Genomic DNA, 24,101 nt, shown 5'->3' on the forward strand with positions numbered 1-24,101 from the left:
GCCCCCATTACTGACCGATACCCGTCACGGGTCGGGGTGGCGCATCCGGCATGACAACCAGCCAACGGGCTGTGCGTTAAGGTGGGGCCTGCTACTTCATGTTCCAGGTGAACTAGGGCGCCGGGCCGTGGTCTGAGCGCCGCGTTCAGTTCAAAACAAGCTCCCGCAGCGGATGACGGCATTGACGACGGATACGGCCCGGATGGGCGAAAACGAACTGGATCGCGCGCTGGTCGAGCGTGTCCAGCAGGGAGACAGGCGGGCCTTCGACCTGCTGGTGCGCAAGTACCAGCACAAGGTGATCGGGCTGGTCTCGCGCTACGTGCGCAGCCATGCCGAATGCGAGGACATCGCCCAGGAGTCCTTCATCCGCGCCTGGCGGGCCATCGGCTCGTTCCGGGGCGACAGCGCCTTCTACACCTGGCTGTACAAGATCGCGGTGAACACCGCCAAGAATCACCTGGTGGCGATGGGGCGTCGGCCGCCTTCGGGCGACATCGACGCCGACGACGCCGAGTTCATGGCCGGCGCCGAGCGCATGCACGACAGCGCCACGCCCGAGCGCGAGCTGATGCGCCAGGAAATTGAACAATCCGTGTTTTCCACTGTCCAAGCGTTGCCCGAAGAACTGCGGACCGCCATCACGCTGCGCGAAGTGGATGGTCTCAGCTACGATGAAATCGCCGAAGCGATGGGCTGCCCGATCGGTACGGTGCGTTCGCGCATCTTTCGGGCACGCGAGGCGATCGACGAAAAACTGCGGCCACTTTTGTCGGACCGCGAGGATCAGACATGAATCAGGCAGGCATGAATCAGGACACCCGGGAAAGTCTTTCCGCGGGCATCGATGGCGAGTTGTCGAAGGAGCAGCTGCGGTTCCTGCTGCGCCGTCTCGACCACGATGCTTCCCTGCAGGCCGCCTGGTCTCCCTACCATGTGGCGCGCGACAGCCTGCGCCGGGAATTCCCGGCCGTGGCCAGCGCCGACTTTGCCGACCGCGTGATGCGCGCGATCGAGCAGGAAGCGGCCGCGGTCACCGCGACTCCCGCCCGGCGCCATCACTGGTTGCGCTGGTCCGCGGGTGGCGCGATCGCCGCCAGCGTGGCCGCCGCCGCGTTGATGGTCGGCCAGCCGCGCTCGAGCAGTGAGCTGGAACAAGTCACCGCCTCGGCCAAAACCAGTCAGACCAGCACCGTCACCAGCCTGGCCGCGGCGGCCAAGCCGACCGCGCCTGCGGCCGTGCCACCGTGGCTCAGCGGCAATTCGGCTGGCCTGCTCAGCCAGCAGGCCTCGGCCACGCTGGGCTCGCCGTTCGGGCAGAGCCCGTCGAACTATGCACGGCGGCTGTCGGGCTACCCGTCGATGCCGCGTTACCGCACGCTGGAAAACAACGACGGCAGCTACCTGTTGCTGCTCGATCCGGAGCAGCAGCGGATCTCCGCGCCGGACGACGCGTCGCGCAGGGCATCCGCCGTCGCGCAATAGCTCGGGTCCGCGTGTCGTTCCCGCGGCCCGTTTTCGATGCACGCCACCACCCGGGTTCCGCAAGGGCCGGCCGCTGCCATGCGCGGGACGGCCTGCGGAATGCGCGGGCCTCGGTAGCTTGCCGGGAATCATTTCGGAACCATCCAGTCCATTTCAGGCCGGTCCGGCTTGAGTCAACCTGAGGAGGAGCCATGAATCATTCCATCCTGCGCAGCCTGGCGTGCTGCGCCTTGCTGGGCGTCGCCAGTGTCGGCGTGGTGCAGGCGCAGGCACCGGGCAGCGCGGCGGCCTTGCCGGATTTCACCGGCATCGTGCAGAAGAACGCGCCGGCCGTCGTCCACGTGGAAGCTAAGTACACCGGCGAACAACCCGACAGCTATGGCGGGCGCGGTCCGCGGATGATGCCCGGCCAGGGCGGGCCCGATGATCCGCAAGCCGAGATCCTGCGCCGCTTCTTCGGCATGCCGATGATGCCCTCGCCGCAGCAGCAGAAGCACACCTCGCTGGGTTCGGGCTTCATCATTTCCCGTGACGGCTACATCCTCACCAACAACCACGTGGTCGATCACGCGGACAAGGTCACCGTGCGCCTGCAGGACCGGCGCACGCTGACCGCGAAAGTGATCGGCACCGACCCGACCTACGACATCGCCCTGCTCAAGGTCGATGCCGGTGGCGACCTGCCGGCGGTGGACCTGGGCGATTCGCGCAGCCTGAAGCCGGGCCAGTGGGTGCTGGCGATCGGTTCGCCGTTCGGCTTCGACTACACGGTGACCCAGGGCATCGTCAGCGCCGTGGGGCGCAATCTGGGCCAGCGTGACCAGCCGTATACCTCGTTCATCCAGACCGACGTGCCGATCAACCGGGGCAATTCCGGCGGTCCGCTGTTCGATCTGCAGGGCCGCGTGGTGGGCGTCAACTCGCAGATCTATTCCAACACCGGCGATTACCTCGGCGTGTCGTTCTCGATTCCCATCGATGTGGCGATGAGCGCCGTGCAGCAGCTCAAGTCCAAGGGTTACGTCTCGCGCGGCATGCTGGGCGTGACCATGCAGCCGGTCAATGACGACATCATCAAGGCGTTCAAGCTCGACAATGGCGCGGGTGCCGCGGTGGTCGACGTCAGCCCGGACAGCGGCGCGGCCAAGGCCGGCATCCAGCCTGGCGACATCATCCTGAGCTACAACGGCCAGCCACTGCAGCAGGCCTCGGACCTGCCGCCGCTGGTCGGCATGACCAGGCCGGGCAGCAAGGTGCCGGTGGAAATCCTGCGCAACGGCAAGAAGCAGACGCTCGACGTGACCATCAGCGAGGCCAAGCGTGATCGCAACGCGGTCAACAACCTGGCCTCGGCGACGTCGTCCAGCCAGGCCGGTTCGGCTGCGCTGGGCCTGACCGTGCAATCGATCGACAGCGACACGCGCAGTCAGCTGGGACTGAAGGCGGGGCAGGGCGTGGTGATCGACGACATCACCGGCCCCGTGGCGGCGCAGGCCGGCCTGCGTGCCGGCGACGTGATCACCATGGTCAACCAGCAGAAGGTCGGCAGCGTGGCCGAGTTCGAGGCCGCCACGAAGAGCGTGAAGCCGGGCAGCACGGTGCTGTTGCTGGTGCGCCGGGGCGAGCAGAGCAATTTCGTGGGGCTCACGGTGCCGGCGGATCGTTAGGTGCACCGGTGGCCGGTTCGGCGGGCACGGACCGGCCACCATCGACCGGCGTCATCCCGGGGCGGGGTGACGCTGCTTGCCCGATCGCCTGACGGCGGCGATCCCATGCGATAATGCCGGGTTAGCGTTGCCTCGCGGCAGCGCCGCCACGCCATTGCGTGGTGCCCAGCCCCAGCTCGACCACAGGCCGCCTGCGCTCCATGGAATTGATCCGCAACTTCTCCATCATTGCCCATATCGATCACGGCAAGTCCACCCTGGCCGATCGCATCATCCAGATCTGTGGCGGCCTGGCCGACCGCGAGATGGAAGCGCAGGTGCTGGACAACAATCCGATCGAGCGCGAACGCGGCATCACGATCAAGGCGCAGTCGGTGTCGCTGCCGTACAAGGCGCGCAACGGCAAGACCTATCAGCTGAACTTCATCGACACTCCCGGACACGTGGACTTCTCCTATGAGGTCAGCCGTTCGCTGGCGGCCTGTGAGGGCGCACTGCTGGTGGTGGACGCCGCCCAGGGTGTCGAGGCGCAGTCGGTGGCCAACTGCTACACCGCGGTGGAGATGGGACTGGAAGTGGTGCCGGTGCTGAACAAGATCGACCTGCCGACCGCCGACGTCGAAAAAGTGAAGCTGGAGATCGAGGCGGTGATCGGCGTGGACGCCACCGACGCGGTGGCGATCAGCGCCAAGACCGGGCTGAACGTGGTCGAGGTGCTGGAGGCGATCGTCGCCCGCATCCCGCCGCCGCAGCCGCGCGACACCGACAGGCTGCAGGCGCTGATCATCGACTCCTGGTTCGACAACTACCTGGGCGTGGTGTCGCTGGTGCGCGTGATGCAGGGCGAGATCAAGTCCGGCGACAAGCTGCTGGTGATGTCCACCGGGCGCACCCACGAAGTGGGCGACGTCGGCGTGTTCACCCCCAAGCGCAAGAAGCTGGACAAGCTCGGTGCGGGCGAGGTGGGCTGGATCAACGCCTCGATCAAGGACGTGCACGGCGCGCCGGTCGGCGACACGCTGACCCATGCCGGCAAGCCGGCCGACAAGGCGCTGCCCGGCTTCCAGCACATGCAGCCGCGGGTGTTCGCCGGCCTGTTCCCGGTGTCGTCGGACGACTATCCGGCGATGCGCGAGGCGCTGGACAAGCTGCGCCTCAACGACGCCGCGCTGTTCTTCGAGCCGGAGTCGTCCGAGGCGATGGGCTTCGGCTTCCGCTGTGGCTTCCTCGGCATGCTGCACATGGAGATCGTGCAGGAGCGGCTGGAGCGCGAATACGACCTCGACCTGATCACCACCGCGCCCACCGTGGTCTACGAGATCCTGAAAAGCGACGGCACCACCATGTTGCTGGACAACCCGGCCAAGCTGCCGACCAACACCAGCCTGGTGGCGGAGATCCGCGAGCCGATCATCATCGCCAACATCCTCACGCCGCCGGACTACATCGGCAACGTGATCACCCTGTGCGAGGAAAAGCGTGGCGTGCAGCGCTCGATCCAGTACCTGGCCAGCCAGGTGCAGATCAGCTACGAGATGCCGCTGGCCGAGGTGGTGATGGACTTCTTCGACCGGCTGAAATCCGTCTCGCGCGGCTACGCCTCGATGGACTACCACTTCGACCGCTTCGAGGCCGGCCCGTTCGTGCGCACTGACGTGCTGATCAACGGTGATCGCGTCGACGCGCTGAGCCTGATCGTGCATCGCAGCCATGCCGACCGCCGCGGCCGCGACCTGGTCGAGCGGATGAAGGACCTGATCCCGCGCCAGCAGTTCGACGTGGCCATCCAGGCCGCGATCGGCGCGCAGATCATCGCCCGTTCCACCGTCAAGGCGTTGCGCAAGAACGTCCTGGCCAAGTGCTACGGTGGCGACGTCAGCCGCAAGAAGAAGTTGCTGGAGAAGCAGAAGGAAGGCAAGAAGCGCATGAAACAGGTGGGCCGGGTGGAAATCCCCCAGGAAGCCTTCCTCGCCGTACTCAGAGTGGATAAATGATTTCGGCCGGGAATCGGGAATTCCCGGCTCCATAGGAGCCCCACATGGATTTTGATTTTTCGGCGATTCTGCTTGGCCTGACCGTGCTGTTCGGCGTGGTCTGGGGGCTGGACCGCCTGTTCCTGTACAAGAAGCGCAAGGCGCATCTGGACGCGGCGGGCGAGGAGTACCACGAGCCGGCGGTGGTGGACTGGTCGCGCTCGCTGTTCCCGGTGGTGCTGGTGGTGCTGGTGCTGCGCTCGTTCGTGGCCGAGCCGTTCCGGATTCCGTCCGGCTCGATGATGCCGACCCTCGACGTGGGCGACTTCATCCTGGTCAACAAGTTCGCCTACGGCCTGCGCATGCCGGCGTTCAACGACAAGTTCGTGAGCCTGGGCGAGCCGAAGCGGGGCGACGTGGTGGTGTTCCGCTTTCCGGGCTACCTGTGCCGGGATGGCGGCAAGCTGGTGCGCAGCGGTGACATGAGCTGCGCCGATCCGCATGCCAAGGTGCCGTCGCAGAACTGGATCAAGCGCGTCATCGGCCTGCCCGGCGACAGCATCGAGGTGCATGGCGACGAGCTGCTGGTGAACGGCCAGCGCGTCACGGCGGACGAGATCGGCCCCTACGTGGGCAATCCCCAGCGCACCGTCGACGAGACCATGCTGAACATGGGCGCCACGGTGTGGACCGAGCACTTGGGCAAGCTCAACCACATGATCGCGCGCATGCCCGCCTACAACACGCCCAATTCCATCCCCAACGACCGCGTGCCGTCCAAGGTGCCCGCCGGTTGCTACCTGGTGATGGGCGACAACCGCAACGACAGCCTGGACAGCCGCTGGTGGGGCTGCATGCCGGAGCAGAACCTGGCCGGCAAGGCGTTCCTGATCTGGATGAGCTGGAAGGGCTGGGGCACCGGCGGGGTGGATTTCTCGCGGATCGGCACGGTCATCCATTGATGCGACCGGCCGGCGGAGTCCGGCCGGCCAAAGCGTGACCGGATCGAAGCCCTGCACATGCCATCGTCACCGGCACGCGAATCTGCAGGCATAATCGGCACGCCGGCGCGGGGCGGCCGGACTTCCATCCAGCTCATCACCATCCATTGCAAGGCAAGCCGTTCGAAGCGGCGTAGCGAGGGGACTATGAAATCGAAGCAGACCGGCGTCACCCTGATCGGATTCCTGTTCATTCTGGCCGTGTTCGGTTTCCTGGCCTACATGGCGATGAAACTGGTGCCGTCGTATTCCGAGTACGGTGGCGTGGTCAAGGCGATGGAGCAGCTCGCCAGCGAGGGGACCAACGGCAAGTCGCTGGACGGCATCCGTCGCGACCTGCTGCGCAAGATGGATTTCCAGTACGTCGACGATGCCGTGGTGCGCCCGGAAGACATCACCATCAAGAAGGACGCCGGTGGTGCCAGCCAGCTGCGGGTCGCCTACGACAAGGAGATCCCGTTCATGTACAACATCTCCTTCCTGCTGCACTTCGACAAGAGCATTGCGCTGCAGGGCAATGTGGGCGAGTAACTTTTGGAACTGAACTACCGTTTCCGTGATCCGGCGCTGGCCAGGCTGGCGCTGACCCACCGCAGCATCGGCAAACCGAACAACGAGCGGCTGGAATTTCTCGGCGATGCGCTGCTCGGCGCGATCATCGCCGAGATGCTGTACGAGGCGCACCCCAAGGCCAGCGAGGGCGAGCTGTCGCGTCTTCGCGCCCAACTGGTCAATGGCCAGGCGCTGGCCGTGGTGGCTCGTGAGCTGGAGCTGGGCGAAGGCCTGCAACTGGGTCCGGGCGAGCTGAAGAGCGGTGGTTTCCGCCGTGAATCGATCCTCGCCGATGCGTTCGAGGCGACCATCGCCGCGGTCTACCTCGATGGCGGTTTCGATGCCTGCCGCGACGCCGTGCGTGGCCTGTTCGCCGAACGCATCGCCGCGCTGCGGCGTTCATCGAAAGACGCCAAGACGCGGCTGCAGGAATGGCTGCAGGCCAAGGGCCTGCCGTTGCCGCACTACGAGCTGGTGGCCAGCCACGGCGAGGACCACGCCAAGACCTTCGACGTCAGCTGCGCGATCACCGAGCCGATGGCCTTCGTCGCCGAAGCGCATGGCGGCAACCGCCGCGCCGCCGAACAGGACGCGGCCGAACTGGTGCTGAGCCAGTTGCTGGAGCAGCAGCGCTCCTCCTGAATCCGACGCTTCCGCGGTGCCGGGCACCGGGCACCGCCAGAGTGACCGTCCCGGCCTGCGCCAGTCGCCACGTGCCGGTGGCGGCGAAGCACTACACTTGCCATCCGACTCGCCGAGTACCTCAGTCATGAAACTCCCACTGGACCCCACCGACGGCAGCCTGCCGCACGACGACTTCCGCTGCGGTACGGTGGCGCTGGCCGGGCGTCCCAACGTGGGCAAGTCGACCCTGCTCAACGCACTGATCGGCTTTCGCCTGTCGATCATCAGCCCGCGCCCGCAGACCACCCGCCACCGCATCCTGGGCATCAATACCAGCGAGGCCGGGCAGATCATGTACGTCGACACGCCGGGCCTGCATCGCGGCGCCAAGCGGGCGATGAACCGCAGCCTCAACCGCGCCGCGCGCTCGGCGATCAGCGATGTCGACCTGGTGGTGCAGGTGATCGAGGCCGGCCGCTTCACCGACGAGGACGAGGCGCTCTACGCCGCGCTGGTCGAGCAGTCCTCGCCGCGCCTGCTGGTGATCAACAAGGTCGACCTCAACAAGGACAAGACGGTGATGCTGCCGTTCGTGTCCGAGCTGGTGGCCACCCACAGCTACGACGAGATCCACTACATCAGTGCGCTGAAGAAGCAGGGGCTGAAGGAACTGGAGCAGGCGATCCTCAAGCGCCTGCCGGTGCAGCCACCGGTGTTCGGCGAAGACGAAATTACCGACCGCAGCGAACGCTTCCTGGCCGCCGAAATGGTCCGCGAGCAGCTGATGCTGCGGCTGGACCAGGAGCTGCCCTACGCCACCACGGTGGAGATCGAGCAATTCAGCGACCGTCCCGACGGCATCGCCGAGATCCACGCCATCATCTGGGTCGAGCGCGATGGCCAGAAGGCGATCGTGATTGGCAACGGCGGCGTCCAGCTCAAGGCGATCGGCAGCGCGGCCCGGCGCCACATGGAGCGCATGTTCGAGCGCAAGGTGTTCCTCAAGCTGTGGGTGAAGGTGCGCGAGGGCTGGGTCGACGACGAGAACATGCTGAAGAAATTCGGATATACGGATTGAGAGCAGGGAACGGGGAACAGGGAACGGGGAACATGAGCGTACGCTGTACTCCGGCTCTTCCGTTCCCCGTTCCCCGTTCCCCGTTCCCCGCTTTTGACCCATGCGCATCGAACAGCAACCCGCTTACGTCCTGCATGCGCGGCCTTACCGCGAGACGTCGCTGTTGCTGGAGTGCCTGAGCCGCGAGCATGGCCGGCTGGGCGTGGTGGCGCGCGGGGTGCGCGGCGAGCGTGCGCGGTTGCGCCGGGCCCAGCTGGAGCCGTTCCAGGCGCTGCGCATGGATCTGCTGCTGCGGGGCGAGATGGCCACGCTGACGGCGGTCGAGACGGTGGGCACGCCGACGCGGCTGGGCGGCGACGCCGGGTTGGCCGGGCTGTATCTCAACGAATTGGTGGTGCGCCTCACCGGGCGGCAGGACCCTTCGCCGCCGCTGTTCGATGCCTATGCGCTGACCCTGCAGCGACTCGCCGCCGAGCCGTCGCTGGCGTGGACATTGCGCCGGTTCGAGCGTGACCTGCTGGAAGCGACCGGCTATGGCCTGCAGCTGGCGCACGATGCGGGTACGGGTGAGTTTCTGGAGCCGCAGGCGAGCTATCGCTACGAGGTCGAGCAGGGCGCCGTGCGGTGCGCGGCCAGCAGCCCGCACGCCATCCTCGGCCGCGACCTGCTGGCCCTGGAACAGGACCGCATGCCCGACGCCGCCGGCCTCAAGGCATTGCGCGACATGATCCGCCGGGTGATCCGCTTCCATCTGGGTGGCGCCGAATTGCGCGCCTGGCGGGTGCTGGCGATGGCGGTGTCGCGAAACCGGCCGGATTCCGCGGTGCCTCCTGCCGAACGGCTCGACTAGCCGAGCGCCTGCAGGGTCGCAAGCAAGGTGCGGCGGAAGCGGGTCAGCGCGGCTGCGCTGACGCCCCGTCGCGGCAGCTGTTGCTGCAGCAGCATGGTCTGCCGGGACAAGGCACTGGCACCGCAGAATCCGCACGAAGAGCGCAATCGATGCAGGCGATCGCTGAAGTTGTCGCGGTCGAGGCTCAGCGCGTCCAGTTCCCGCGACAGCAGCGCCAGCTCGTCGCGCAGCAGCAGGCGCAGGGCGTGCATGGTGGTGGCGTCGCCGGTGGTGCTCAGCGCAGCCTGGTCGTCCAGCACGCTGGCGCTGCGGTCGTCCATCGGCATCAGCGCCAGCACCTGGCGCAGTTCGGTCAGCCCGCAGGGTTTCAGCAGCACCTCGCTGAAACCGGCGTCCAGCAGCGACTGGCGATCACCGGGCGCCAGCTCGGCGCTGGTGGCCACCGCGATGCTGTCGGCCGAGCGTGCCTGCACGTCGTCGCGCAGCGTCTGCAGGATCTGCAGTGCGCCGGCGCCGGGCATGCGGCAGTCCAGCAGCAGCAGGTCGAACGACTCGGCAGCGGCCCGCGCCAGCGCTGCCTGGCCATCCATGCAGGCTTCCGCATCGGCGCCCATCGAGGCCAGTCCATCGCACAGGAAGCGGCAACTGCCGGGATCGTCATCGGCCACCAGCACGCGTGGGCGGGGCAGCGGGCGGGACAGATTGGCGGGTTCGCAAACGGTGTCGGCAAGGCGGCTGGGCATGACGAATTCCATATCGTTCATCTTGATTTGGCAGAATGGCCCGACATGCGTCCGACTTCAAGCCATCTGCTGATCTGTTGCTGCCTGCTGCTGGGACTCGGCTGGGCCTTGCCTGCCCAGGCCGACGTGCTGCTGAGCGCGAAGTCGATCACCGCCCCGGGCATCCACCTGCAGACGGTGACGCTGCGCATCGGCGAGGACGCCGACGGCGGCCTGCATCTGCAGCTGGACGCGGCCCAGGCCGACATTCCCGCGATGGGCTGGCGCCGGCTGGGCCTGAGCGTGGACGGCAACCTGCAACGCGACGTCCGCCTGCGCTGGACGCTGGACGGCAAGCTGCGCCTGGCCGGTGCCCCCGGCGGGGCGCTCGGCGACGCACAGTTCAACGTGCAGCTCAGCGAGGCGGCCAACACCTTGCTGGTCGACATCCAGCAGGGCAAGGCGAATGCCAGCGCATGGCTGCCGCTGGACCAGCCCACTCATGCCCAGATCAGCGTGGACAACCTGCCCACCGGCTGGTTGCAGGGCCTGCTCGGCACGGTGTGGTCGGGGCAGCCCACCGCGGGTCGCCTTAAGGCGGAACTGGCGCTGGACCTGCGCGGCCAGGGCCTGCAGTCGTCCGGCGAGTTCACCCTCACCGATACGGGTTTTGACACCCCCGCCGGCACGCTGGCCGGGCAGGGGCTCAATGGCAGTGGCCGCTTCAGCCTGGACACCACCGACGGTCCGGCCAGCATCGATCTGGACGCCAGCCTGCGCGGCGGCGAGCTGCTGCTGGGACCGCTCTACGCGAAGCTGCCGGATCATCCGGTGCAACTGGGTCTGCACGCGGACGCCCAGCGCGGCGGGTTCGAACTGAGCCGGTTGCGGGTGAATGATGCCGACGCGCTGCAGCTCGACGGCGCGCTGGCCTTCGACGCCAGGGGCGAGTTGAAGAGCTTGCGGCTGGATCGCCTGCACGCGAATTTTCCGGCCGCCTACCAGCGTTATGGCCAGGCCTGGCTCGGCACGCTGGGCCTGCGTGACATGCGCATCGATGGGCAGCTGAATGCCAGCCTCGATCTGCGGGCGGACGGCCCGCAGGCGTTTGCCTTCAGCACCGACGGCATCAGCCTTGCCGATGCGGATGGCCGCCTGGCGGTCGATGGCCTGCAGGGCGGGCTGGACTGGGCGCGCGATGGCGAACGCCCGGCCACCACGCTGGCCTGGCGCAGCCTGCAGTTCTACCAGGTGGCCAACGGCGCCGCCCGTTCGCGCTGGCAGAGCAGCGGCGGCACGCTCGCCCTGCAGCAACCACTGCAGATCCCGGTGTTCCACGGGCAGTGGCAGATCGGCCAGCTGGACTGGCGTCCGGCCGCGGCGCAGGGCCAGCGCCTGGCCGCGTCGATGACGGTGACCGGCGTCGACATGGCCGCCTTCAGCCAGGCGATGGGCTGGCCGGCCTTCCCCGGCACGCTGGCCGGCGCGATTCCCTCGCTGCGCTGGGTCGACGACCGTTTCGAGCTGGGGGGCGGCCTGTCGGCCAGCCTGTTCGGCGGCTTCGTCGACATCACCCGCCTGTCGTTGCAGCAGCCGTTCGGCACCACGCCGGTGCTGACCGGCGACATCGCGCTGAAGCAACTGGACCTGGCCGCGATCACCAGCGTGTTCGACTTCGGCAGCATCACCGGCCCGCTGGATGGCTCGATCAACGACCTGCGCCTGGTCAACTGGAGCCCGGTGGCCTTCAACGCCAGCCTGCTGGCCGGCGAAGGCGGCCGGATCAGCCAGCGTGCGGTGAACAACCTCACCTCCGTCGGCGGCGGTGGCATCGCCGCCGGCCTGCAGGGGGCCATGCTGAAACTGTTCAAGACCTTCGGCTACAAGCGCATCGGCCTCAATTGCACGTTGCAGGGCACGGTCTGCCGGATGAGCGGGCTGGAAGCTAACGACGGCGGCTACACTATCGTCGAAGGCAGCGGCCTGCCGCGGCTGCAGGTGATCGGCCACCAGACCCAGGTCGACTGGCCGACCCTGGTGCAGCGGCTGCACGACGCGGTCCACGGGGAAACCCCGCAAATCCGCTGAGCGACATGCTCCGCCGCCTCATCCATCCATCTCACTGCGGGAGTTCCCCATGCGCAAGCGCCTCTACGTCATCCTGACCGCCCTGGCCGTGACGCTGGTCGGCTGCGTCACGATCAACGTCTACTTCCCCGAAGCGGCCGCGCAGAAGGCCGCCGACCAGTTCATCGGCAACGTGCTGGACCAGGCGACGCCTGCGGCGCCCGCGCCGAAGACGCCCAAGCCCGCAGCCGATGGCGCCCAGCCGTCGGCGATGCTGCTGGACCTGCTGATCCCGGCCGCGCAGGCCGCGGACGTGCCCGACATCCGCATCCAGACCAGCGCCACCGAGGCGATCCGCGCCCGCATGCATGCGCGCTTCCAGGGCACCCTGGGTTCGCTGCTCGACAGCGGCGCGGTGGGCTTCACCCGCGACGGCATGGTCGCCATGCGCGATGCCGCCAAGGTGCCGCTGAGCGCCCGCGCCCAGGCCAACGCCACGGTGGCCGACGAGAACCGCGACCGCGCCGCGCTGTATCGGGAAATCGCCAACGCCAACAATCACCCGGAGTGGGAGTCGCAGATCCGCGCCACCTTCGCCAAGAGCTGGATCGAGAAGGCGCGCGCCGGCTGGTATTACCAGGACGCTGCCGGCGCCTGGCAGAAAAAATGAGCCGGGCAGGGCATCGCGGGGCGTGAGGCTGGCTGATCTGGGATAATCGCCGGTCAGCCATCAGCCATGCGATCCCATGTCCCGATCCAACTCCGTTTCTCCCAAGCCTTTCGAAGCCCAGATCACCGACCTCGGCCATGACGGCCGGGGCGTGGCGCGGATCGACGGCAAGACGGTCTTCGTCAGCGGCGGCCTGCTTGGCGAAACGGTGATCGCGAAGCTGCGCAAGCGTCATCGGCATTTCGACGAAGCCGAAGTGGTCGAGGTGATCACCGCCTCGCCGCACCGGGTCGAGCCGCGCTGCCAGCACTTCGCGCTGTGCAGCGGCTGTTCGCTGCAGCACCTCGATGCGTCCTCGCAGATCGCCGCCAAGCAGCGCGTGCTGGCCGAGAATTTCGAGCGCATCGGCAAGGTCACGCCGCAGTCGTGGCTGCCGCCGCTGACCGCCGAGCCGTGGGGCTACCGGCGCAAGGGCCGGTTGTCGGTGCGCAACGTGGCCAAGAAGGGCAGCGTGCTGGTCGGTTTCCGCGAAGAGCAGAACCCGCGCTTCGTCACCCCGATCCAGCGCTGCGAAGTGATGCATCCGTCGCTCGGCCCCAAGGTGGGCCTGCTGGCCGAACTGCTGGGCACGATGGACGCCGTCGACACCATCGCCCAGATCGAGTTCGCCGCCGGCGACGACCTGATGGCGCTGGTGTTCCGTCACCTGCAGCCGCTCAGCGAGCGCGACCTGGCCGCGCTCACCGCCTTCGGCCAGCAGCACGGCTTTGCGATCTACCTGCAGCCCGGCGGCGTCAGCAGCGTGCATCCGCTGTGGCCGGAAAATCCGCGGCTGGCCTTCCGCATCGCCAGCGACGATCCGCGTTTCGCCGACGTGGAGCTGGAATTCCAGCCGCTGGATTTCGTGCAGGTCAACGCCGGCATGAACCAGCTGATGATGGCCCGCGCGATGGAGCTGCTCGATCCGCAACCGACCGATCGCGTGCTCGACCTGTTCTGTGGCCTGGGCAACTTCACCCTGCCGATCGCGCGCCGGGTGGCCGAGGTGGTGGGCGTGGAAGGCGAGCACGGCCTGGTCGAACGCGCCGCGCAGAACGCCGCGCGCAACGGCATCGACAACGCGAAGTTCCACGTGGCCAACCTGTTCGAGGACCAGCGCCACGCCGAGTGGGCGAAGCAGCCGTGGGACAAGCTGCTGCTCGATCCGCCCCGCGCCGGCGCCGACAAGGTGCTGGAGTACCTGCCGCGCAAGCAGACAAATCGCATCGTCTACGTCTCCTGCCATCCCGCCTCGCTGGCGCGCGACGCCGGCATCCTGGTCAACCAGCACGGTTTCCGGCTGGCCTCGGCCGGCGTGATGGACATGTTCCCGCATACCGCGCATGTCGAATCCATAGCGGTATTTGAGCGGTCTTCCTGACCGCGAAAGTCAAACGGGCGGCCATCCATGGCCGCACTCCTCAATAAAAGCCGTTTCATTGCAGGCGTTGTCGCTGGTTGAAATCCGGATTCCATGGCTATCGAGATCGAACGCAAATTCCTGTTGGCCAACGACAGCTGGCGCGAAGGCATCGAGCGCAGCGAGCCGATGGCCCAAGGCTATCTGGTCGGGGCGCAGGCGCTGCGCGAGGGTCATGCCGGCGCCTCGGTGCGCGCCCGCCTCGCCGGCGACACGGCCTGGCTCAACATCAAGGCGGCCACGCCCGGCATCGCGCGGGCCGAGTTCGAGTACCCGATACCGGTGGACGATGCGCGCGCGCTGCTGGCCAGCCTGTGCGACGGCGTGCTGGAGAAGGTTCGCCACCATGTCCGCGTCGATGGCGTACTGTTCGAGATCGATGAATTCCATGGCGACAACGAGGGCCTGGTCGTGGCCGAAGTCGAGCTGCCCGCGGTCGATGCACCGTTCCCGCGGCCGTCGTGGCTGGGGCGCGAGGTCAGCGCGCTGACGCGCTACTACAACGTCAACCTGATCGCGCACCCGTACCGGCAATGGTCGCCGGCCGAGCGCGCTGCCGAGGATGCTGCATGTTGATGATCGGCGTGGCCGCGCTGGAACTGGCCGAACACGAAAAAACCTGGTTGCGCGCGCCATGCGTCGCCGGCGTGCTGCTGTTTGCGCGCAACTACCAGTCGCGCGAACAGCTGATCGCCTTATGCGAATCGATCCGCGAAATCGGTGGCGATCACCTGCTGATCGCGGTCGACCAGGAGGGCGGCCCGGTGCAGCGCTTCCGCGACGGCTTCACCCGCCTGCCGCCGCTGGCGGCGATCGGCGCGGTCTACGAGCGGGATGCCGACGAGGCGATCCGGCTGGCCGAGGAGCACGCCTGGGTGATGGCCAGCGAGCTGCGCGCCAGCGGGGTGGACTTCAGCTTCGCGCCGGTGGTCGACCTGGCCCGCGGCAACGCGGCGATCGGCCTGCGCGCGTTCCACGCCGATCCGGCGATTGCCGGCGAACTGGGCCAGGCCTATGTGCGCGGCATGCACCTGGGCGGCATGGCGGCCGTGCTCAAGCATTTCCCGGGGCACGGTTCGGTCACCGGCGACACCCACAAGGTGGCGGCGATCGATCCACGCAGCCTGGATCAGATCCGCCGCGACGACCTGCGCCCGTTCGCCGAATGCATCGAGGCGCGCGTCGAGGCGGTGATGATGGCCCACGTCACCTACCCGGAAGTGGACGGCCAGCCGGCCGGCTATTCGAAAATCTGGATCGGGCAGATCCTGCGCGGCGAACTGGGTTTCGCCGGCGCGGTGATCAGCGACGACATCAGCATGGCCGCCGCCGGTGCGGCCGGCAGCGTCGGCGAGCGGGTGAGGGCGCATCTCGACGCCGGCTGCGACCTGGTGCTGGCCTGCTTCCCCGACGTGGTCGACGAGGCGATCGCCGCGATTCCCGTACACACCGACGCCATGCCCTCGACACTGGCCGCCTTGCGCGGCGCCATCGGGCCGACCTGGGCCGGCCTCACCGACAACCCGCAGCGCGATCGCTTCGTGGCGCGCATCACGGCACTCCATGCCGATCAAGGAACCGCATGAACACTCCCACTCCCGCCCTGGCCGACGCGCTGGCCAACGCCGACCTCCTGTTCGCCGGTGAGGCACTGGCGCCGGTGATCACCGACATGGGCCGTCGCATCGACGCCGCGCTGGACGGCGAGCGCGCGGTGTTCCTCACCGTGATGAACGGCGCGCTGATCTTCGCCGGCCAGCTGGCGCTGGCGATCCGCACCGACGTGGAATTCGATTACGTGCACGCCACCCGTTACCGCGGCGCCACCTCGGGCAAGGAATTGCACTGGCTGCGCGAGCCGATGGTGTCGCTGCAAGGCCGCGTGGTGCTGCTGGTCGACGACATCCTCGACGAAGGCCACACGCTGAAGGAAGTGCGCGACGACTGCTACCGGCGCGGTGCGAAGAAGGTCTACATCGCCAGTCTCTGCACCAAGCGCCACGACCGCCTGGTCGAAGGCATCAGCTCCGACTTCAACGGCGTCGAACTGCCCGACCGCTACGTGTTCGGCTACGGCATGGACTACTACGAACAAGGCCGCAACCTGCCGGGCATCTACGCGCTGAAAGAGGGGAACGGGGAATAGGGAATCGGGAGCAGCTGCGGACGGAGGGCGAGGCTCTGCTCCTCCCCCTGCTTGCAGGGGGAGGCTGGTGGGCGGTAAGGCTCTTGCCTTTGCTCCTTGCTTGCCGAAGAGCGACCCCACCCCAACCCTCCCCTGCAAGCAGGGGAGGGAGTAGATGCACCCATTCAACTTCAGCCTGCAACGGATCACCACGATGCCTCATCCTGACCACACCCCCATCCACCTCGCCGTCATCGGCGGCAGCGGCCTGTACAACTTCGCCGGCCTGGAAAACGCCACGCGCCACAGCGTGGACACGCCCTACGGCCCGGCCTCCGGCGACGTGGTCACCGGCGACTTTGCCGGCCGGCGCATCGCCTTCCTGGCCCGCCACGGCGAGAGCCACACACTGCCGCCGCACCGGGTGAATTACCGGGCGAACCTGTGGGCGCTGCACAACCTGGGCGCGCGGCGGGTGATCGGGGTGAACGCGGTCGGCGGCATTCGCGGCGACATGGGGCCGCGGGTGATCGTGGTGCCCGACCAGATCATCGACTACACCCACGGCCGCAGCACCAGCTTCTGCGACGTCGAAGGCGCCGAGGTGAAACACATCGACTTCAGCGAGCCGTACACCGAATCGCTGCGCCTGCAATTGCTGGCGGCAGCGCGCGCGGCCAATGTCGAGGTGATCGGCGGCGGCTGTTACGGCGCCACCCAGGGTCCGCGGCTGGAAACCCGCGCCGAGATCGCCCGCATGAAGCGCGACGGCTGCGACCTGGTCGGCATGACCGGCATGCCCGAGGCGGCGCTGGCGCGCGAGCTGGAACTGGAATACGCCTGCCTGGCGCTGGTGGCGAACTTCGCCGCCGGTTGCGGCGACGAAGCGGAAATCAGCATCGAGGAAATCTTCGCCCACCTCGCCGCGGCCACCGCCGAGGTGCCGCGCATCCTGGAAAAAATGCTGCAGGCCTGAATTTGCCGGCGGAGTTTGTGCACCGGCAGGACATATTCGTATTGCAATGGGCCTTCACATCTTGCTATTTTCCTCGCGGTCAGGGCGGCGAACCGGGGGGATGAGTCGCGCGCAACCTGGCGTACTCACTCCATGTATCCAGAGGTTCTCGCAATGAGTTTCGGTACGGTCAAATGGTTCAACGATGCCAAGGGGTTCGGGTTCATCGCACCCGAGGATGGCAGTGCGGATGTGTTCGTCCATTTTTCGGCGATCAATACCAAGGGCTTCCGCAGCCTGCAGGAAGGTCAGCGCGTTCAGTTCGAAGTGACCCAGGGCCCCAAGGGTGCCCAGGCGTCGGCGGTTGAAGCTGCCTGATCTGTCCGGTAAACGTTGCATGGCAAGAATGAAACCCCGCATCCTGTGCGGGGTTTTTGCTTTGGTGAGCCGGAGAAAGTCATGACCGATCGCAGGCGTTTCCTCAAGGGCTCCCTGCTGGGAGTTTCCGCGTCGATGCTGGGATGGGGCGGCAAGCTCGCGGCCGGGCCGATGCCGCGCGGTGCCGCCGACGCCAGCCACGCAGCGAAGGCGTCCGCCGCACGCGTCGTCTCGACCTGGGACTTCGGCGTCGCCGCGAACCAGGCCGCGTGGGCCATCCTCGGCAAGGGCGGCCATGCACTGGACGCGGTGGAAGCCGGCGCGCAGGTGCCGGAGTCCGACCTCAGGAATCACAGCGTGGGCAAGGGCGGCTATCCCGATCGCGACGGCCACGTCACGCTGGACGCCAGCATCATGGATGCCGACGGCAACTGCGGCGCAGTCGCCGCGCTCGAACACATCGAGCATCCCATCTCCGTGGCGCGACGGGTGATGGAACGCACGCCGCACGTGCTGCTGGTGGGCGAGGGCGCGCTGCAGTTCGCGCTGGAGCAGGGCTTCAGGAAACAGGACCTGCTCACCCCCGAGGCCGAACAGGCCTGGCATGAATGGCTGAAGACGGCGAAGTACCAGCCTTCGATCAACAGCGAAGTGCACGACTACGGCCGCACCGGGCTGCCCGGCGGCGCCAGCAACCACGACACCATCGGCATGCTGGCGATCGACGCGCACGGCCGCATGTCCGGTGCCTGCACCACCAGCGGCATGGCCTGGAAAATGCGCGGCCGCGTCGGCGACAGCCCGATCATCGGCGCCGGCCTGTACGTCGACGGCGAAGTCGGCGGCGCCACCTCCACCGGCGTGGGCGAGGAAGTGATCCGCAACGCCGGCAGCTTCCTCGTCGTCGAACTGATGCGCCAGGGCCGCTCGCCCCACGAGGCTTGCAAGGAAGCGGTGATGCGCATCGTCAAGAAGCGCCGCGAGGCATCGAAGACCCTGCAGGTCGGTTTTCTCGCGATGAACCGCAACGGCGAAGTCGGCGCCTACGCGATCCAGCACGGCTTCACCTACGCCGTGTGCGATGCGCAGAAGCAGGACGCGCTGATTCCGTCGCAAAGCGTCTACACCACGAGCTACTCGTGATGCCGGCGACTCATGATGCTTGAAATCGCCGCGAACTCGGTCGCCTCCTCACTCGCCGCGCAGGACGGCGGAGCAGGGCGGGTCGAACTGTGCGGCGCGCTGGAACTGGGCGGCCTCACCCCGTCGCACGCACAGATCGCGCTGGCCCGCGAGCGCCTGCGCATCCCGCTATACGTGCTGATCCGCCCGCGCGCCGGCGACTTCCTCTACAGCGACCTCGAAGCCGAGACGATGCAGCGCGACATCGAAGCCTGCGTGGCGCTCGGTTGCGACGGCGTGGTGCTCGGCATGCTCGACGCCGACGGCCAGGTGGACATGCCCCGCTGCCGCAGCCTGATCACCGCCGCCGGCACGCTGGGCACCACCTTCCACCGCGCCTTCGACCTCAGCCGCGACCCTTCGCGTGCGCTGGAAGACATCATCACCCTCGGCTGCGAACGCGTGCTGACCTCCGGCGCACAACCCAGCGCCGTCGAAGGCGCCACCCTGATCCGCACCCTGGTCACCCAGGCGAACGGCCGTCTCGCCGTGATGCCCGGCGCCGGCATCACCACCCACAACATCGCCGCCCTGGCCGTTGCCACTGGCGCCCGTGAATTCCACGCCTCGGCGAAACACCAGCTGCCCTCGGGCATGCAGCATCGACCACCACGACTGGAAGACATGCAAGCAGGCGAGCTGCGCACTGATGTGGAGCACGTACGCGCGATGGCTCGGGCCCTTGCCCCTCCCCCTGCAAAGCAGGGGGAGGTTGGGAGGGGGTAAGGCTCTTGATCTAAGGCCCTCAAGAGCAACCCCACCCCAACCCTCCCCTGCACGCAGGGGAGGGAGCACGACCGGCAGCACGAAAGCATCCCCCCAACCCGTTCCCCCTGAGCGTAGCCGCGCAGCGGCGAAGTCGAAGGGCCGCCACAAGGCTTCGACTGCACACCTTCGGCGCCACCCTCAGCCCGAGCAAAATCCTGATAGCCCCCGCACTGCACTCCCTACGGCAGCGCACGGCCGCCCCACTTGGTTAAGATGCCGGTTTATGCATTTGCCAGCAGGAGCCGTCGCGTGATCATCAAGCCCAAAGTCCGTGGATTCATCTGTGTCACCGCCCATCCGGTCGGCTGCGAACGTAACGTGCTCGACCAGATCGCGATCACCGAAGCCGCCGGCCACAGCAAGGGCAGCGGTCCCAAGCGCGTGCTGGTGATCGGTGCGTCCACCGGCTACGGCCTCGCCTCGCGCATCACCGCCGCCTTCGGCTACGGCGCCGCCACGCTGGGCGTGTTCTTCGAGAAGCCCAGCAGCGAAGACAAGACCGGCACCGCGGGCTGGTACAACTCCGCCGCCTTCGACAAGGCCGCCAAGCAGGCCGGCCTGTACAGCAAGTCGATCAACGGCGACGCCTTCGCCCACGAAACCCGCGCCAAGGCCATCGAGATCATCAAGAACGAGATGGGCGGCCCGATCGACCTGGTGGTCTACTCGCTGGCCTCGCCCGTGCGCAAGATGCCCGACACCGGCGAAGTCGTGCGCTCGGCGCTGAAGACCATCGGCGAGCCGTTCCACAACACCTCGGTCGACACCAACAAGGACATGGTGATCGAAGCCACCGTCGAGCCGGCCACCGAGCAGGAGATCAAGGACACCGTCACCGTGATGGGCGGCGAGGACTGGGCGCTGTGGATCGACGCGCTGAGCGCCGCTGGCGTGCTCGCCGACCACGCCAAGACCATCGCCTACAGCTACATCGGCACCGAGATCACCTGGCCGATGTACTGGCACGGCACCCTGGGCCAGGCCAAGCAGCACCTCGACAACACCGCCAAGCAATTGCGCAGCCGCCACCCCGGCCTTGAAGCCTACGTCGGCGTGATGAAGTCCGTCGTCACCCAGGCCAGCGCGGCGATCCCGGTGATCCCGCTATACGTGTCCATCGCCTTCAAGATCATGAAGGAGCAGGGCATCCACGAAAACCCGATCGAACAAGCCAACCGCCTGTTCCACGACCGCCTCTACCGTGCCGACGGTGCCGCCCCCGCCACCGACGACGAAGGCCGCGTGCGCCTGGATGACTGGGAGCTGCGCGATGAAGTGCAGGACGCCTGCAAGACCCTCTGGCCCACCGTCACCACCGAAAACCTCCGCGAGATCACCGACTACGCGGGGTACAAGCACGAGTTCTTGAAGTTGTTCGGGTTTGATCGGGGGGATGTGGACTACGACGCGGAGGTGGAGGCGGATCGGCGGTTTGATTGTTTGGAGGGGTGAGGGCATCGATAGTCACAGAAGTCACATGGTTTTAGTGACTACTGATCTCGATCCTATGAACGTGCGCTCTGCCCGGGGGTTTGTTCCTGAAAATTCATTCTCCCTTGATTGAGCTGACAGGGAGCCCCTTTTTGAAGAACTAACCTACGATAGGGAGGGGCGCTGTGAGTCAACGCCTTCCAGGTCAGAACTATCCACTTCGCGTATCAGTTTTGATGCTGCTGCTACTCGGTGGGTTCATTTTCCTCCCGCTATTTTTTTTGGGAGCTTTTGTCGCATGGTCGCTGATCGACGATCTACGCAATCCGACGAAACCGGAAGATCACCCTTTCTTTGATCCGAAGTTCGTGCCCGCCTCGGATACGAGTTGGCTTGATCGCTGGCTCGCTCTCTGCGAATCCCCTGCGGAAACGAAATTTCTCAGGGCTGTGCTGGATGCTTATGGCCTTAGTCCTTCGAAAGGCAAGTTGGTGGGCAACGGACTGTCGCTCGATCTGCAGGTGAAACTTGCGCCTTATCGTGTCGACTTCTTGGCGAATGATCGGCTAGTCGTTGAAGTTGATGGTGCGGCCTATCACTCTTCTCCTGAAGAGGTCGCCCGGGACGCAGAGCGCGACGAAACCCTAAGATCCCGCGGCTATACAGTCTTGCGCATCCCCGCGAGGCTTGTATTCAATTCGCCGGGTAAAGCGGTTGATCGGCTTCGCACTGCCTTAGCCAGCCGCTTGCCCCAATCGGAGCCTGTCGCAACAGTTACCACCAGTGAGCACATCGCCAACCTTCTGGAGGAGACCAGGGCTAAGAGTAGGGGCATGGTGTCCATTAAGACAGACGGATTCTCAAGTGAGATTGAACGAAAAGTAATGGCCGAGATGGCAGAGCAGGAATCCGCACGAAAGCGCGAGCTCGCTGCAAAGCTATCCGTTGATCCAATACTCGCGAAGTTCCATAGCGAAGCCGTGGCGCGAATCAGGGCGGCGCAGCTACTTGACACTGTTCTTGCAGTTCGGGTCGCTGATGAGGTTGCAATGGCCTCAGCTTTGCGAAAGAGATCGTTAGAGGAAAAGCTTGACGAGAATCCGGAGCTTCGGAGGGTGTTCGAAGAGATACACCCCGTGCTCGATAAGGCGGCCCGGAACAGCAAGCAAGTGAGCGCATACTCCCAATCAGTGGCAGAAGCTGCGGTACTCATTCAAGCTCAGAATGATGCAGAGCCACCGTCTGCAGGCGAATTACCAAAAACACCGATCAATTTGGGGCGCCTTGACGCCAATGCAAAGGCACCTCCGGCAGGCAAAGTAGCGAACGTTACGGTAGGTTTCCCTCGCGCTCCAAACCCGTAAACGTCCACCAAGAAGTCAAGGGGCCAAGAACGCCAAGAACCGCAGAACGGGTCAGCTCAGGGACAATTTCTATAGAGCGCCACCGCCTCATGGTGTTCTTACGAGTGCTTTCTGACCAAACGATTTTCTTCGTTGTCATGCTCGGCGTAAGAGATCCAAGCCTGTCCAGTTTCTCCCTTGGACAATCGCACCCTCGTACTGTTAGGTAGTTTCTCTATGAGAAAGTCCGATAGATCTATACCTACCGGAATTTCGCCTAAGGGCTGGCCGAAGATCTCCAAAGATAAAATTGTTGTGCAATAGAAGTTGTTAGCGACACCTTCTAGGGACGCTACTGGATCGAACTCCATGGGGTCGATATCAACGGGGCGACGCTCTCCCTTTAGCAAGGCGAATGCTAGATCGATATCGCCAATGTCCTCAGTAGAGAATTCAAAGTTCTCTGCGAGGGTGAGCGTCGAGCCGAGGGCTTTGGCTACAAGGTGGAGCTTGCTCATCGTGCGAGCCAAGCGCAAGAAGGGATACAGCGTCTCGATGGCTTCGTCTGGCGCGACCCATGATGGACGTACTCCCATGAAAGCTAGCTCAAAAAAAATTGCTCGCTGCGCCATGATTTGTTCGGCCCAAATGGCCAAGGGCCTAAGAGCATCAATATCTCGTATGGGACAGCTTGCGATCGCCGCTACCCTGAACCCAATGTTGATCGTTAATTGGCCCGAAAGCCCATGCTGGACCAGACGAATGTTTAGATCGCAAGCACTGTCCTTTGTTTCATTCGAGATGGCGATCCCTTTTGTACCTCGGAATAGCTCAGCATCAAGTGCGAATTCTTGGGCGGTAACCGAATATTTTTTACCAGGGTAAAGCCTGACGACCCCTCTGTCCGGGAGGCTGGTGCCAATGGTAAGCATGCCTTTTTCCGGGATTCTTTTTCCGAGCTCATCCAGCAAAGGAGATCCCACGAGCTTGAAGTTCTCTACTTCTACAGAGCGAGGTAGTCCGAACTCAAGTACCTCGCGAAGATTTTCCAGGTTCTCTGGCGATGTTCGGGGTATGAATGTGACCTTGCTTTCAAAGTCTTTTGATCTGGCAAAGAGTTCGTGCCTTTTTGCCTTGTTTTGAACGCTCAGGTGAACTCCAAGGCGTGGATCCAAGGAGTTTAGAAAACGACTCTCTTCCGCAAAGTCCGAAAGTATCTCGTTGTCAGCGTTGGCTGCACGGAGCGCTTGTTTTAGGTAGCTTTCAAAAGCTTCCCGGTGGTTCAATTTCTGGCTGGGGTCAAAGCGAACTCCGCTGTTGCCGAAACCAGTCAGCCTGTCCCTGTGGGCGTGTGTCCACGACTGTGCGTGCATCCAGTAAAGGGCGCCATCTGGCGTTGCCCGAACTATGAAAACGGGAAGTCGATCTTCAGCATATTGACGAAGGCGGTTTTTCGATACTGACGCAACTATGGCGCCCTTCTTCATTTTTTGCGTAGTGCCTTTGACTTGCACCAAAAAGCGGGCCCCTTGGTACTGGGTGCGATCAGGCATGACACACAAGTCGTACCCAACGTCGATGCGGTCTTGGCCGACGTTCCAGTTCCAAGAGGTAAACAGCCTTTCGACATCAATTTCCGCAAGCGCACCTGTTTTCTGATGTTCAGGGAAGTTCATCTTAGGGACAAAAGGCCAAGTCTGGATTCTTGAGAAAGATAGCACCTGAGCAGAAAGATTTCGGATCACCACACAGGGGGCTGACCATGGGAAAA

The 24,101-nt window shown here is 65.3% G+C and carries 23 protein-coding genes; 21 read left to right on the forward strand and 2 right to left on the reverse strand.

What is annotated here, in order from left to right; genetic code table 11:
• Positions 1 to 202: 202 nt before the first annotated feature.
• From rpoE to recO, 9 genes are all read left to right on the forward strand, one after another.
• Positions 203 to 796, forward strand: coding sequence for an RNA polymerase sigma factor RpoE (rpoE, locus tag ASD82_RS16680; RefSeq protein WP_007805322.1), 594 nt, complete (start codon positions 203 to 205; stop codon positions 794 to 796).
• The gene (locus tag ASD82_RS16685) at positions 793 to 1,485 is read left to right on the forward strand and encodes a sigma-E factor negative regulatory protein (protein WP_056718916.1); all 693 of its coding nucleotides are present in this window, start codon (positions 793 to 795) and stop codon (positions 1,483 to 1,485) included. Before rpoE ends, ASD82_RS16685 begins: the two co-directional genes overlap by 4 nt.
• 191 nt (positions 1,486 to 1,676) lie before the next feature.
• A complete protein-coding gene (locus ASD82_RS16690; protein WP_056718919.1) occupies positions 1,677 to 3,152 on the forward strand; it encodes a Do family serine endopeptidase in 1,476 nt (491 codons plus the stop codon).
• Positions 3,153 to 3,352: 200 nt separating this feature from the next.
• Positions 3,353 to 5,146 (forward strand): translation elongation factor 4, encoded by a 1,794-nt coding sequence (lepA, locus tag ASD82_RS16695; protein ID WP_056719174.1) that lies wholly within the window; start codon positions 3,353 to 3,355, stop codon positions 5,144 to 5,146.
• Between the two features lie 44 nt (positions 5,147 to 5,190).
• Complete coding sequence (gene lepB / locus ASD82_RS16700; RefSeq protein WP_056718921.1) at positions 5,191 to 6,087, forward strand: signal peptidase I; 897 nt, start codon at positions 5,191 to 5,193, stop codon at positions 6,085 to 6,087.
• A 186-nt stretch (positions 6,088 to 6,273) separates the two neighbouring features.
• Positions 6,274 to 6,657 carry a DUF4845 domain-containing protein gene (locus tag ASD82_RS16705; RefSeq protein ID WP_056718923.1) on the forward strand — a complete coding sequence of 128 codons (384 nt, stop codon included), beginning with the start codon at positions 6,274 to 6,276 and terminating at the stop codon, positions 6,655 to 6,657.
• A gap of 3 nt (positions 6,658 to 6,660) precedes the next feature.
• Positions 6,661 to 7,320, forward strand: coding sequence for a ribonuclease III (gene rnc, locus ASD82_RS16710; RefSeq protein WP_056718925.1), 660 nt, complete (start codon positions 6,661 to 6,663; stop codon positions 7,318 to 7,320).
• A gap of 127 nt (positions 7,321 to 7,447) precedes the next feature.
• A complete protein-coding gene (era, locus tag ASD82_RS16715; RefSeq protein ID WP_056718927.1) occupies positions 7,448 to 8,380 on the forward strand; it encodes a GTPase Era in 933 nt (310 codons plus the stop codon).
• Between the two features lie 100 nt (positions 8,381 to 8,480).
• Positions 8,481 to 9,230 carry a DNA repair protein RecO gene (gene recO, locus ASD82_RS16720; RefSeq protein WP_056718929.1) on the forward strand — a complete coding sequence of 250 codons (750 nt, stop codon included), beginning with the start codon at positions 8,481 to 8,483 and terminating at the stop codon, positions 9,228 to 9,230.
• Here recO and ASD82_RS16725 read toward each other — a convergent pair.
• The gene (locus ASD82_RS16725; RefSeq protein WP_343123469.1) at positions 9,227 to 9,973 is read right to left on the reverse strand and encodes a response regulator; all 747 of its coding nucleotides are present in this window, start codon (positions 9,971 to 9,973) and stop codon (positions 9,227 to 9,229) included. The genes recO and ASD82_RS16725 overlap by 4 nt on opposite strands.
• Before the next feature lie 45 nt (positions 9,974 to 10,018).
• Here ASD82_RS16725 and ASD82_RS16730 point away from each other — a divergent pair, with 45 nt between their 5' ends.
• The 12 genes from ASD82_RS16730 (at position 10,019) to ASD82_RS17490 (ending at position 22,351) form a co-directional block, all read left to right on the forward strand.
• Complete coding sequence (locus ASD82_RS16730; RefSeq protein ID WP_056718931.1) at positions 10,019 to 12,040, forward strand: hypothetical protein; 2,022 nt, start codon at positions 10,019 to 10,021, stop codon at positions 12,038 to 12,040.
• 49 nt (positions 12,041 to 12,089) lie between these two features.
• Complete coding sequence (locus tag ASD82_RS16735) at positions 12,090 to 12,689, forward strand: YdbL family protein (RefSeq protein WP_056718934.1); 600 nt, start codon at positions 12,090 to 12,092, stop codon at positions 12,687 to 12,689.
• Positions 12,690 to 12,765: 76 nt separating this feature from the next.
• Positions 12,766 to 14,109 carry a 23S rRNA (uracil(1939)-C(5))-methyltransferase RlmD gene (gene rlmD, locus ASD82_RS16740; protein ID WP_056718936.1) on the forward strand — a complete coding sequence of 448 codons (1,344 nt, stop codon included), beginning with the start codon at positions 12,766 to 12,768 and terminating at the stop codon, positions 14,107 to 14,109.
• 93 nt (positions 14,110 to 14,202) lie between these two features.
• Entirely contained in the window at positions 14,203 to 14,724 is a 522-nt protein-coding gene (locus ASD82_RS16745; RefSeq protein WP_056718937.1) for a CYTH domain-containing protein, read from the forward strand.
• On the forward strand, positions 14,718 to 15,734 hold the full coding sequence (gene nagZ / locus ASD82_RS16750) for a beta-N-acetylhexosaminidase (RefSeq protein WP_056718939.1): 1,017 nt from the start codon (positions 14,718 to 14,720) through the stop codon (positions 15,732 to 15,734). The genes ASD82_RS16745 and nagZ overlap by 7 nt, the downstream gene beginning before the upstream one ends.
• Complete coding sequence (locus tag ASD82_RS16755; RefSeq protein WP_056718940.1) at positions 15,731 to 16,294, forward strand: hypoxanthine-guanine phosphoribosyltransferase; 564 nt, start codon at positions 15,731 to 15,733, stop codon at positions 16,292 to 16,294. Before nagZ ends, ASD82_RS16755 begins: the two co-directional genes overlap by 4 nt.
• 193 nt (positions 16,295 to 16,487) lie before the next feature.
• A complete protein-coding gene (locus ASD82_RS16760) occupies positions 16,488 to 17,249 on the forward strand; it encodes an S-methyl-5'-thioinosine phosphorylase (RefSeq protein ID WP_056719179.1) in 762 nt (253 codons plus the stop codon).
• A gap of 153 nt (positions 17,250 to 17,402) precedes the next feature.
• Positions 17,403 to 17,606 carry a cold-shock protein gene (locus ASD82_RS16765; protein ID WP_007805352.1) on the forward strand — a complete coding sequence of 68 codons (204 nt, stop codon included), beginning with the start codon at positions 17,403 to 17,405 and terminating at the stop codon, positions 17,604 to 17,606.
• 81 nt (positions 17,607 to 17,687) lie between these two features.
• Positions 17,688 to 18,749: a N(4)-(beta-N-acetylglucosaminyl)-L-asparaginase gene (locus tag ASD82_RS16770; RefSeq protein ID WP_056718942.1), complete on the forward strand. Its 1,062-nt coding sequence runs from the start codon at positions 17,688 to 17,690 to the stop codon at positions 18,747 to 18,749.
• 12 nt (positions 18,750 to 18,761) lie between these two features.
• Positions 18,762 to 19,514 carry a copper homeostasis protein CutC gene (locus ASD82_RS16775; protein WP_056718944.1) on the forward strand — a complete coding sequence of 251 codons (753 nt, stop codon included), beginning with the start codon at positions 18,762 to 18,764 and terminating at the stop codon, positions 19,512 to 19,514.
• Between the two features lie 291 nt (positions 19,515 to 19,805).
• A complete protein-coding gene (fabV, locus tag ASD82_RS16780) occupies positions 19,806 to 21,008 on the forward strand; it encodes an enoyl-ACP reductase FabV (protein WP_056718945.1) in 1,203 nt (400 codons plus the stop codon).
• 215 nt (positions 21,009 to 21,223) lie between these two features.
• The gene (locus tag ASD82_RS17490; protein ID WP_082585397.1) at positions 21,224 to 22,351 is read left to right on the forward strand and encodes a DUF559 domain-containing protein; all 1,128 of its coding nucleotides are present in this window, start codon (positions 21,224 to 21,226) and stop codon (positions 22,349 to 22,351) included.
• A gap of 98 nt (positions 22,352 to 22,449) precedes the next feature.
• Here ASD82_RS17490 and ASD82_RS17495 read toward each other — a convergent pair whose 3' ends face one another.
• Positions 22,450 to 24,006: a DUF4365 domain-containing protein gene (locus tag ASD82_RS17495; RefSeq protein ID WP_082585398.1), complete on the reverse strand. Its 1,557-nt coding sequence runs from the start codon at positions 24,004 to 24,006 to the stop codon at positions 22,450 to 22,452.
• Positions 24,007 to 24,101: the final 95 nt, after the last annotated feature.

The organism is Rhodanobacter sp. Root179, from assembly GCF_001428465.1.
Classification (GTDB): domain Bacteria; phylum Pseudomonadota; class Gammaproteobacteria; order Xanthomonadales; family Rhodanobacteraceae; genus Rhodanobacter.

Bases quoted from the DNA above. Each gene is read 5' to 3' on its own strand.
- rpoE (WP_007805322.1), top strand. From the start codon at position 203: ATGGGCGAAAACGAACTGGATCGCGCGCTGGTCGAGCGTGTCCAGCAG.
- ASD82_RS16685 (WP_056718916.1), top strand. From the start codon at position 793: ATGAATCAGGCAGGCATGAATCAGGACACCCGGGAAAGTCTTTCCGCG.
- ASD82_RS16690 (WP_056718919.1), top strand. From the start codon at position 1,677: ATGAATCATTCCATCCTGCGCAGCCTGGCGTGCTGCGCCTTGCTGGGC.
- lepA (WP_056719174.1), top strand. From the start codon at position 3,353: ATGGAATTGATCCGCAACTTCTCCATCATTGCCCATATCGATCACGGC.
- lepB (WP_056718921.1), top strand. From the start codon at position 5,191: ATGGATTTTGATTTTTCGGCGATTCTGCTTGGCCTGACCGTGCTGTTC.
- ASD82_RS16705 (WP_056718923.1), top strand. From the start codon at position 6,274: ATGAAATCGAAGCAGACCGGCGTCACCCTGATCGGATTCCTGTTCATT.
- era (WP_056718927.1), top strand. From the start codon at position 7,448: ATGAAACTCCCACTGGACCCCACCGACGGCAGCCTGCCGCACGACGAC.
- recO (WP_056718929.1), top strand. From the start codon at position 8,481: ATGCGCATCGAACAGCAACCCGCTTACGTCCTGCATGCGCGGCCTTAC.
- ASD82_RS16725 (WP_343123469.1), bottom strand. From the start codon at position 9,973: ATGCCCAGCCGCCTTGCCGACACCGTTTGCGAACCCGCCAATCTGTCC.
- ASD82_RS16730 (WP_056718931.1), top strand. From the start codon at position 10,019: ATGCGTCCGACTTCAAGCCATCTGCTGATCTGTTGCTGCCTGCTGCTG.
- ASD82_RS16735 (WP_056718934.1), top strand. From the start codon at position 12,090: ATGCGCAAGCGCCTCTACGTCATCCTGACCGCCCTGGCCGTGACGCTG.
- rlmD (WP_056718936.1), top strand. From the start codon at position 12,766: ATGTCCCGATCCAACTCCGTTTCTCCCAAGCCTTTCGAAGCCCAGATC.
- ASD82_RS16745 (WP_056718937.1), top strand. From the start codon at position 14,203: ATGGCTATCGAGATCGAACGCAAATTCCTGTTGGCCAACGACAGCTGG.
- nagZ (WP_056718939.1), top strand. From the start codon at position 14,718: ATGTTGATGATCGGCGTGGCCGCGCTGGAACTGGCCGAACACGAAAAA.
- ASD82_RS16755 (WP_056718940.1), top strand. From the start codon at position 15,731: ATGAACACTCCCACTCCCGCCCTGGCCGACGCGCTGGCCAACGCCGAC.
- ASD82_RS16760 (WP_056719179.1), top strand. From the start codon at position 16,488: ATGCCTCATCCTGACCACACCCCCATCCACCTCGCCGTCATCGGCGGC.
- ASD82_RS16765 (WP_007805352.1), top strand. From the start codon at position 17,403: ATGAGTTTCGGTACGGTCAAATGGTTCAACGATGCCAAGGGGTTCGGG.
- ASD82_RS16770 (WP_056718942.1), top strand. From the start codon at position 17,688: ATGACCGATCGCAGGCGTTTCCTCAAGGGCTCCCTGCTGGGAGTTTCC.
- ASD82_RS16775 (WP_056718944.1), top strand. From the start codon at position 18,762: ATGATGCTTGAAATCGCCGCGAACTCGGTCGCCTCCTCACTCGCCGCG.
- ASD82_RS17490 (WP_082585397.1), top strand. From the start codon at position 21,224: ATGCTGCTGCTACTCGGTGGGTTCATTTTCCTCCCGCTATTTTTTTTG.
- ASD82_RS17495 (WP_082585398.1), bottom strand. From the start codon at position 24,006: ATGAACTTCCCTGAACATCAGAAAACAGGTGCGCTTGCGGAAATTGAT.